Source organism: Microcoleus harperi Pol14_C6, from assembly GCF_036701295.1.
Lineage (GTDB): Bacteria > Cyanobacteriota > Cyanobacteriia > Cyanobacteriales > Microcoleaceae > Microcoleus.
Map to the genome: position 1 here is coordinate 1 of NZ_JAUBQN010000031.1, position 10,042 is coordinate 10,042.

3 protein-coding genes are annotated in these 10,042 nt (G+C 49.5%); 1 reads left to right on the top strand and 2 read right to left on the bottom strand.

Features of this window, described 5'->3' with window-relative positions:
• Positions 1-169: 169 nt before the first annotated feature.
• Entirely contained in the window at positions 170-3,691 is a 3,522-nt protein-coding gene (locus QUA27_RS19570) for a response regulator (protein ID WP_333069859.1), read from the bottom strand.
• A gap of 1,718 nt (positions 3,692-5,409) precedes the next feature.
• Between QUA27_RS19570 and QUA27_RS19575 the strand changes: the two genes are divergently transcribed.
• The gene (locus QUA27_RS19575) at positions 5,410-6,033 is read left to right on the top strand and encodes a GNAT family N-acetyltransferase (protein WP_333069860.1); all 624 of its coding nucleotides are present in this window, start codon (positions 5,410-5,412) and stop codon (positions 6,031-6,033) included.
• Between the two features lie 645 nt (positions 6,034-6,678).
• Here the strand turns inward: QUA27_RS19575 and QUA27_RS19580 are convergent.
• On the bottom strand, positions 6,679-10,042 hold a 3,364-nt coding region (locus QUA27_RS19580; RefSeq protein ID WP_445251527.1), incomplete at its 5' end, for an Ig-like domain-containing protein.

Here is a 10,042-nt window from a genome sequence, read left to right on the forward strand (position 1 = left end):
CGAACTCTAACCCTAGAGGGTTTACCCCATCGATGCTAGCCATCCCCCCTTTCGGGTTTCGGCTAAACGAATCGCACCTACATACATATTTTCCCGCTCATCTACTTATTTAGGAATATGTTGTTCCCGAAATTGTGCGTGGGATATCAACATATAATACTTATAATGACTAATCACAATTTAGTAGAAAAGTCAATACCGTTTCATCAATTCCCTTTAGTTTCAAAGGCTTATATTTAACAATGCGATTTTCCTCAACATAATCTGCCACCGCCGCCGAAATTAGCACGGTGTTTGGTTCCGTCACCTCTTGCAAGCGGGCGGCAATATTTACGCTCGGGCCGATCGCAGTATAATCCGATCGGTCGGGACCGCCAAACATCCCCACCACCGCAGTACCCTGGTGAATTCCGCAGCGAAACCGCACCGGAGGCATCCCATTTTCCCCAACAATTCCCTGCTCCAACCAGCCCTGGTTAAGCTCCTTGAGAGCTCGCAGCATAAGCCTTGCAGCAGCTATAGCGCGACGTACTTGCTCGTTAGGCGTTAGTTCCTCCGGCGCGCCAAAGAAAGCCATTACCGCATCTCCAACAAACTTGTCCACCGTACCGCCACTGTCAAAAATAGCCTTAGTCATTGCCGCCAAATATTCATTCAAAAGCTCAGCTACCCGGCGCGATCGCAGCGTATTTGCCATTTCAGTAAAACCAACAATATCGCTAAACAAAATAGTAATCAATCGCGGTTCCGGGCGCAAATCCAGGGCCAAATCTCCAGCCGCTGCGGCCTTCACCATCGACGGCGGCAAAAATCGTCGCAGCACCGATTCAGTTAAATAACTATTCAACTGCTGAACTCGGCGCTCGTTTTGTTTGAGGGCGATCAAATTCCGCACTTCTGCCAACAATTCTCGATCATTAAAAGGCTTGGACAAATAAGCATCCGCACCCCTTTCTACTCCTTCAATTCGAGTATCTTCATCGGCTTTAGCAGTCAGCAAAATTGCCGGAGTGCCCTGCAATTCCTCATCCTCTCGAATCATCTTAATCAAATCCAAGCCCGAAATCAAAGGCATCATCAAATCCGTTATAATTAAATTGGGTCGGCGTTTTTTAGCCACGGCAAACCCTTCTTGTCCGTTGCGGGCAAGCAAAACTGCAAAACCCGAATCTCGCAAAATTGCCGACACATAAAAGCGCAAATCGGGATTGTCGTCAACCACCAAAACCGTTCCCACTGCTGTTTCCGATCTGATCGGTTGGAGCGCCTCAAAGTTATGATTGTCTGCATCATTTTCAGACAATTCCGCCTCCACATCTGCCAGTTCCACCGCAGCTTTGGATGAGTGAAACTCTGCAGGTATTTCTAGTACCTGTTCCGGGGGCAAGTGAGTCGAACCAAAGTGCAGCCAAACGGTAAAAGTAGTACCTTCGCCGTAAACTGACTCAACGGAAATTTGACCGCCGTGGAGTTCGACTAATTCTTTGACAAGTGCCAAACCTAAACCGCTGCCTTCGTAGGAACGGCTAGCAGAACCTTCGGCTTGGTGAAAGCGCTCGAATAAATAGGGAATTTGTTCGGTGCGAATGCCGATACCCGTATCTTTTACTTGTAACAAGCAGTGAGCGCCAGCGGATTCCACTTTCAGGGTGATGGTTCCGCCTTCTGGGGTGAATTTGACAGCATTTGATAGCAGGTTGTAAATAACTTTGTCAAATCTTTCAAGATCCAAATAAAGTAAAGGACATTCTTGCAGTTGGGTAATTAAGTGGAGTCCTTTTTTCTCGCAGTAGGCGCGGAACGACTCTGCAGTAGAGTAACAGAAACCGACTAAATCGCAGGGGCGAAAACTCGGCTGCATCCGTCCGGCATCAAGTCGCTGCAAGTCCAGCAGTTGATTTACCAAGCGCAGGAGGCGGCGGGAATTACGCAAAGCGATTACGGCTTGTTCGTAGGGCAAGTCTTCTTTGCGGCCGCAAGCTGATTCGAGAGGGCCGATTGTGAGAGTTAGAGGCGTGCGGAACTCGTGGGAGATATTTTGGAAAAACTCGGTTTTGAGCCGATCGGCTTCCAGAAGCCGTTCTGCCTGCTGTCTGGTAGTCTGGTAGAGGCGCGACTGCTGCACGGCTAGAGCCGCTTGAGTTGCGACTATTTGAGCCAGGTCAATGTCTGAGAGGTTCCAGCGACGGATGCTGTGATTTTGGCGCAGGGAAATGCTGCCGATAATTTTGCCTTCTGAGAGTAAGGGAACAACTAACAAGGCGCGGGCTGGCGATCGAACTTGCAGTTCTGTAACATTTAACTCAGGGTGTTCATCGAGATCTTCGATCGCCACCGGCTCTTTTGATACTATAAGTTGCAGCAACACCGGATTGCCCCGAATCGGCACCAAAGACTGCGGCAGGGAAGGATGGGCAAAAACCCAGTCGCCAGCGTTACCATCGGCAGTGGCAGAAGCCGTCTCAGGGCCAGAAGGGTTCGCAACTACCTCTGGATTGTTAAAACCCTGTTCTACAGCCACAGTATCCCTGGTTGTGTCGTATAGCCCCACACACTGGACGTATTCATCATCTTCTGTCCACAGAGATAGGGCGCAGCCGTCAACTTGCAAAGCTTGGGCGAGCTGTTGAGTAATGGCTGCAAAAATATTTTGAGGATCTAGACTCGATCGAATTGCCGTAGTAATAGTATTGACTAAGGCCTCGCGCTTTGCCAGCGCCCGGACCCGTTCGTAAGCCCGGGCTTGAGAAAGCGCCAAAGCGGCTTGGTCTGCCACCGTAATTACCAACTGTACCTCGTGGTCTTGCCACTGGCGCGGTCGATCGAACTGGTGCAGTGCCAAGACTGCCATCAGTTCGATTTTGTAAAACAGCGGTACGATCAAGCTCGATCGAATATTGGCAGCTTCGTAAGCCTGCTGTCGTTGCTGATTATCCGAGTTTAAAACTCGTGAGTCAGTTTGGGCATCTTGAATCACCTCCACATCCAGAGTTTCCCAAACCAAATCCGGCAGCAAATCTGGAGAGAGTTCTGCTGCACAAGCATCTCCGGGCGTGACTTCCTCATCGCCCCCCAACCCTTTAGTTTCGGCTTTCTGATAAACGAACCACTCATCGGCCACCCGACCGTCTTGGAACGGCCGTAGCAGACAGCAACTCACCTCAAACATCTGCCCGACAGTTTCCACAATTCTTTGCAGCATTTGCTGGTAATTGGGAGCCGATCGGATAGTATTGGTAACGGCATAAAGCAGCGATTCTTGGCTCAAAGCACGGCGCAGTTCATTGGTGCGCGTTTTCAAAAGATTGTGAGTCTCAACAGCTTGACTGACAAGATTTATCAGCTCTTGAGCATCCCAAGGCTTGGTAACGTATTTGAATACTTTGCCAGCGTTAATAGCTTCAACTAAATCTTCAACATCCGTATAGCCAGTTAAAATAATTCGGATCACGTCGGGGTACTGAGCCGCCGTCAGGCTGAGAAACTCCGTACCGCTCATTTTTGGCATTCGCTGGTCGGAGATAATCACCGCAACTTCTCCCTCTTTTGCCAAAATTTCGAGAGCAGCGGGGCCAGATTCGGCTCTGAGCACTTTGTAGTCTCGATGGAAGGTGCGGTAAAGCAAGTCGAGGTTATCCGGTTCGTCATCGACGATCAGAATTTTTAGCTTAGGATTTTCTTGGGAATTCATGCACCGTTCTCCTGTGCTCCGGGGCTGTTCGATTTAATAAGTCTGATTAAAGGAAGAATTCGCAGATTTAAATTGCTGAAGTCATACCATTTTCGATTTTCGATTTTCGATTTTCTACGATTACGAATGACTGATGACATAAGGATTGGGAGTTTGCCTAGAGCGCCATTATTTTTGGAAAACGGTATCACAATAATTCGTGAATATGAAGTTGTTGTGAGTGTGGGAGGCAAGCATCAACCTTGATTTTTGATGTCTGGGTTTTCAATTCGGAATTCTTCTGAGCCACAGTTATCTGTCGTGCATCCCAATTTTATTATTTAATGATATTCACATAAACTCGTCTCCCGATAATTTTCTTTCACCCCTTAACTTGATGCAGCAGGAGAGCAAACACAGATCTGGCCATTTTAATTGCCGTCTGGATATCTCAGAATACATAGGAATAACCGTCCTGATTGTGAGTTGATTTGCCAAATTTATGTTTGAGCCAGGCTCCTGGGACTATTTTATTTGGTATGTGAAAGCTGCCCGCAGCAAGATACAATAGACAACCAACATCTTCGCCTGTGTTTTTTCCCACAACTAACAGCAACTTTAACAGTCAGCCAAGGATACCGACCACAATCCGGCGTTGAGCCCCTGACTGGTATTCCGGGGTGGCCCACAGACCACAGAGGTGTCTGTGGGAGTGACGCAATTGCTGTACCATTTTAGTTAGACTTGCACTTTTTTCCCCGATCTCGGCATTTTTTGTGCCTCTTGCAGACCAACACCCAAGCCAATTACTGTGGCGAAACACCGCAATATCGAGCATCCATCTGTTAATCTTAGCTAGGGATGTACTCTGTGGAAACCTATCAGTCGATTTTAGATTTTAGATTTTAGATTTACTCCACAGATGAATCGCGGAGCTTGAACTAGGGTCTAAAATTTCGATCTCTCCACGGCCAGTGTCGGTGGCGTATATTGGTTTTTGGGCGGGGTCCATCAGCTCGATCGAGGTTTTGAAGGTCTCGCTCGCGCGCAGCAGAGTATCGAACCGACGGGGAAAAACCCTGCAGACTGTTTTCAGGCATCCAAATTTAAATTAGGAGGTTGGAAAAGTACCCCCTAGCTCAACAGGTAAGGCCGGTTCGATCGAGGACGGGCGATGGATTGCCGAGAACTCCTGAAAGCTGGGGTGCCAGGCCGGGGGGCGGCGGGGAACATCCGACACGCCAGCGCGCCCGGTGTTAGTCTGATAAGTCGTTGAGTTTTTCAACTACCGCTTGACGGATAAATTATATTCGATCGGGTATTTCCGTAAGCAGAGAGCGGTAGGATGCCGGGAACCTGACCTTAAAACCTTTGTGATTGTTTTTAATACCTTGCCCCCTAAGCTGTCGCGAATTTAATTTGTAAGCTACTGTTTACTTAAACTCTTGTGATCCCGGCCCAAAGCCAGGGATTAAGCTTCAAGTTAAAGCCCAAATAGCTGATCCACAAATCTAGTATTATCGGATGAGTTTGATTCTTTCAGAACTAGAGTATTAAAGGCTCAAAAATTTCTATTTACCTCAAATACTACTTAAAGTCAAACACAAAAAAATGTAATTTAATCGGGATAATAAACTATGCCTATAAGTTACGTTATAAGATTAGTATAACATCAGTAAATTTTCTAAGAGGGTAGCTTAGAAACCAGCGTAAAAAAATTAATATAGTGGCCTGGCATTGTGAATCCTTCATTTTTTTCCTCACCATCTCACCAACAACAAACTCCCGGACTTTCTGGTTTTTCGATCCGGGTGGCTGCGCCCAACGACTTAACGCAGCTAGCTGATATTTTAGCCATGAGCTTTCACTCCCGCGAGGGGTTTGTAGAATGGGTGTATCCAGTGTTACGTTTGGGCATTTACGAAGATTTAAAAAATCGACTGCGTTCTAAGGCCGAACATTACATTTGTCTGGTTGCTGAGCTAGTCTCGCGCGACGAGGGAACGCAGAATTATCGATCGCACCGAGCTCAGCGCATGGCAGGAACAGTAGAAATGGCTCTGCGTTCTCGATTTCCTTGGCAAATCCCTAATTCTGACTATCCTTATTTGTCGAATTTAGCCGTTCACCCCGACTATCGGCGGCAGGGGGTTGCTCAACAATTGCTCAGCAACTGCGAGGAGACAGCCAGAGAATGGGGATTTTCTGAGATTTACCTCCACGTTCTGGAAAATAATCACGCGGCGCGACAGTTGTACTATCAGGCCGGCTATCGCTTGCAACAGGTGGATTGGAATTGGACTGGTTGGCTGTTCGGCCAGCCGCGCCGGCTGTTTTTACGTAAGCAGATTTCGCTATCTTAAGCTAAGTATTGGAATTGATCGTGGGGAATTGGGTCGAAGCAGGAAAAAGGAAAAACTAGCTATCCGTGTATCTTTGACTTCCGAACTGTGAATCAATGGAATGGGTATGAGGAATTAGTGATGAATTTTAGTTTGCTCTTAAGCCCGATCGCACAACACACTAAAATTATTTAGTAGTAAACACTTGATCTACTAACCCTTGTGTACCTGGGGACACCTGAAAAACCCCATATAAAGTTAGATCAACTCCGGTAGCCTCGTCGGGCGTAAAAACTCGTCAATAATCATAGAGATTGCAACAGAAATTTATCGGCGTTAATCTGTGTTTATGTGCCCTCATCTGCGGTTAAAAAAATAGAATGTATTAACTGCAGATGACAAGGGATTGAGGCTGATTAACGCCGATAAAGATAATAGACTTATGAATAATTCCGAGGCTAAAAAAAATGATTTTATACCAAACCCGGCTTGAATACACCTTGATTTTTTAGCATTTTAGAGAGGGGAAAAAGGCAACTGTAAGAGCGATGTCAAAGGCCGAGTTACACAGTTTCTAACCCAGATTGAGTATTGTGAAGAACGCCACAGAAGTTGTGATCTGCTGTGGCTTTTTGTTCTGAGAACAGGAGACTTTCGCCGCCAATTCTACAGTTCAGAGAGATTTGGTAGGAAATCCGAGGAGCCGATCACCCCCTTAACCCCAACCAGATTCGCTAAAACCCGATCGGTTCCTGCTACTAGCAGCAACGTACCGTTCGGAGTGGCGCTAAATTGCAACTGCTGGAAACTCAAGCCGTCGCTCAAAACAAACTTATCGACGCCCACCTCGAAGTTAATCACAGTATCAGTGCCGCCCTCACCATTCAACACAAATTGATCGCTCCCAATACCTCCAATTAAAGTATCGTCGCCCAAGTCGCCAAACAGCCAGTCATCTCCAGTACCCCCATTGAGCAGGTCGCTATCTTTACCACCAATCAGGCTATCGCTGCCAATATCTCCGTTGATAGTATCTTGCCCTTCGTTGCCGTAGAGCAAGTCATCGCCGTCACCGCCGTTGATGCAGTCTTGCTGGTCGTTTGCGCCCACCGAGACACCCCGGTTATCAGCACGATCGCCATATATGGTATCGCTGCCCTCGTCACCGCAGAGTTCATCGCTGCCGTCACCGCCGTAAATCAAGTCGTCACCCCGATCTCCGTGTATGAGGTCGTTAGCTTTACCGCCGTAAATCAAGTCGTTGTCTTGACCACCACTGATGGTATCGTCACCCTCATCCCCGAACAGCACATCAGCACCGATGCCGCCAAAAAGCACGTCCTGGCCGCCAACATCTTGAGCTCGACTTCGAGCACCGCCGTACATGGTGTCGTCGCCGCTGTCGCCGACAAGGGTATCAGAGCCGAGTTCGCCCCAAATCAGGTCATTATCTTTGCCGCCCCAAACACAATCATTGCCTTTACCTGCTTGCACGGTATCATTACCGTGGCCGCCGCCGATGATGTCGTTGCCGCTGCCACCAAACAGGAAGTCTTGTTCCCCGATATCCCCGATCGACTGGGAACTGCCACTGTCGCCGAGCAGAGTATCGGCTCCTTGACCGCCGTAGAGGGTATCGGAGCCTAATTGACCGTAGATGATGTCATTGCCTTTACCTCCGTAAGCGCGATCGTTATCTTTGCCTGCAACCAGCGTATCGTTGTCTTGTTGGCCGTTGAGGAAGTCGTTACCGAAGCCTCCGTACAGCAAGTCACGTCCCTGAGAGTCGCTGGCCCTTTGGTCGCGGATGCCGCCAAACAAGGTGTCGGAGCCGATGCCACCAAACAACGTATCGGAGCCGAGTTCGCCCCAAATTAAGTCATTTTCTTTACCTCCAAGAGCAATATCGTCACCTTTGCCGGTATGGAGGGTATCGTCGCCCTCGTTGCCGTTAATGAGGTCTGCTGCCTCGCCTCCGAAAATCAAATCGCGAGCATCGTCAGGACTCTGGGAGTTGTTCTGCCCGGTGTCTCCGAGAATCGTATCCGCACCTCGATCTCCAAACAAGGTGTCAGAACCTAAGTCGCCGGCAATCCAGTCGTTCTGTTTGCCTGCAAATACGATATCGTTGCCCTCGTCTCCGTAAACAATATCGGTGTCAATTCCCCCAAAAATCCTGTCATTGTCTTCGTTGCCGTAAATTTCGTCCGCGCCCTCTTCACCTAAAAGCAGATCGTTGCCTTCAAAACCGACAATTTTTTGGTTGCCTTTGGTGTCTGCGATAAAGTCATCGCCGTCGGTTCCTTTGGTGGTTTGTTCCTCTGAAAATTGTGAAGTCGGCTGGATAAATCCAACTGCGGGTGGTTGCTGCGGGGGCGCAAAGTTAATTCCCGGTTTTTCAATAATCGGCTGACACAAACAGTCGGTATCTGTTTCCCCGATCGGATTTGAGATACCGGGCGCGGGTCTTGGTGTTGGTGTTGGTGTTGGTACGAGTGGGGGAACAGTTCCAACTGGCCTCAAGATAGCAGCAACAGTAGCGCTAGCGGGGCTGACTTTGCCGAGGTTGTCGGTCGCCGTGTAGCTGAAAGTTGCTCCGTTAAAGTCAACTGTGGCTACGAAAAATAGTTGTCCTATTTGTACCGGAGTCAAAACTTGACCGGCTGTCACGGGTACGTCGCCGTTGACTGAATCTGATAAGAACAGGACTCCTTGGTTAGCTGGGGGGACGCTGGTGATCGTGTAAGAGACGATCGACCCATCGGGGTCACTTCCTCCCAATCCCAACACCTGCACGATGCCGTTAGTCGGAACCGTGAAGTTAACATTGTTAATCGATGGCGGTTGGTTGGAAGTCGGGGATATAGCGGCAACTGTAGCAGTGGCGGGGCTGGTAGCGCCGCTGTTATCTGTGGCGCTGTAGCTGAAATTGGCACCGGTAAAGTCGCCGGTGGATTGGAAAAATAGTTGTCCTATTTGTTCCGGCGTCAGGACTTGACCTGGTGTCACGGCTACTCCGCCGCTAGCTGGATCTCCTAAAAACAGGATGCCTTGGACCGCTGGCGGCAGGGTGTTGATGGTGTAAGAGGCGATCGACCCATCGGGGTCACTTCCTCCCAATCCCGGCACCCGCGCGCTGCTGTTGGGGTCTACCGTGAAATTAGCATTGTTGGTTACTGGCGGTAAGTTTAGGGGATTTGGTGTGGGAGTTGATCCTGTGGAACCGAGAGTAGCGGTAGCCAGGGGACTGGTAGCGCCGTTGTTATCTGTAGCGCTGTAGCTGAAAGTTGCTCCGGTAAAGCTACCTGTGGATTGGAAAAATAGTTGTCCTAGCTGTTCCGGTGTCAAGACTTGGCCCAGTGTCACGGCGACTCCGCCGTTGGCGGGATCTCCTAAAAACAGGATGCCTTGGGCCGCTGGCGGCAGGGTGTTGATGGTGTAAGAGGCGATCGACCCATCGGGGTCACTTTTTCCCAATCCCGGAATTTGCGCGGTGCTGTTGGGCTCTAGGGTGAGGTTAGTATTGTTGGCTGCTGGCGGTTCGTTGGGAGTCGGTGTGGGAGTTGGTGTGGGAGTGGGTGTTGGTACTGGTGCTGGAGTCGGTGCTGGAATCGGTATTGGTAATGGTGTGGGAGTGGGTGTTGGTACTGGTGCTGGAGTCGGTGGGGGTGTCGTTCCTGTTAAACCGAGATTCGCGTTAGCTGGGGGGCTGACTGCGCCGCTGTTATCTGTGGCGCTGTAAGTAAAATTGGCACCGGTAAAGCTACCTGTGGATTGGAAAAATAGTTGTCCTATTTGTGCCGGTGTCAAAACTTGACCCGGTGTCACGGCGACTCCGCCGTTGGCTGGATCTCCTAAAAACAGGATGCCTTGGGCCGCTGGCGGCAGGGTGTTGATGGTGTAGGAGGCGATCGACCCGTCGGGGTCATTTCCTCCCAATCCGGGCACCGGGACGCTGCTGTTTGGCCCTAGGCTGGAGTTGGCAGGGTTGGCTTCTGGCGGTTGGTTGGGTGTCGTTCCTGTTAAACCG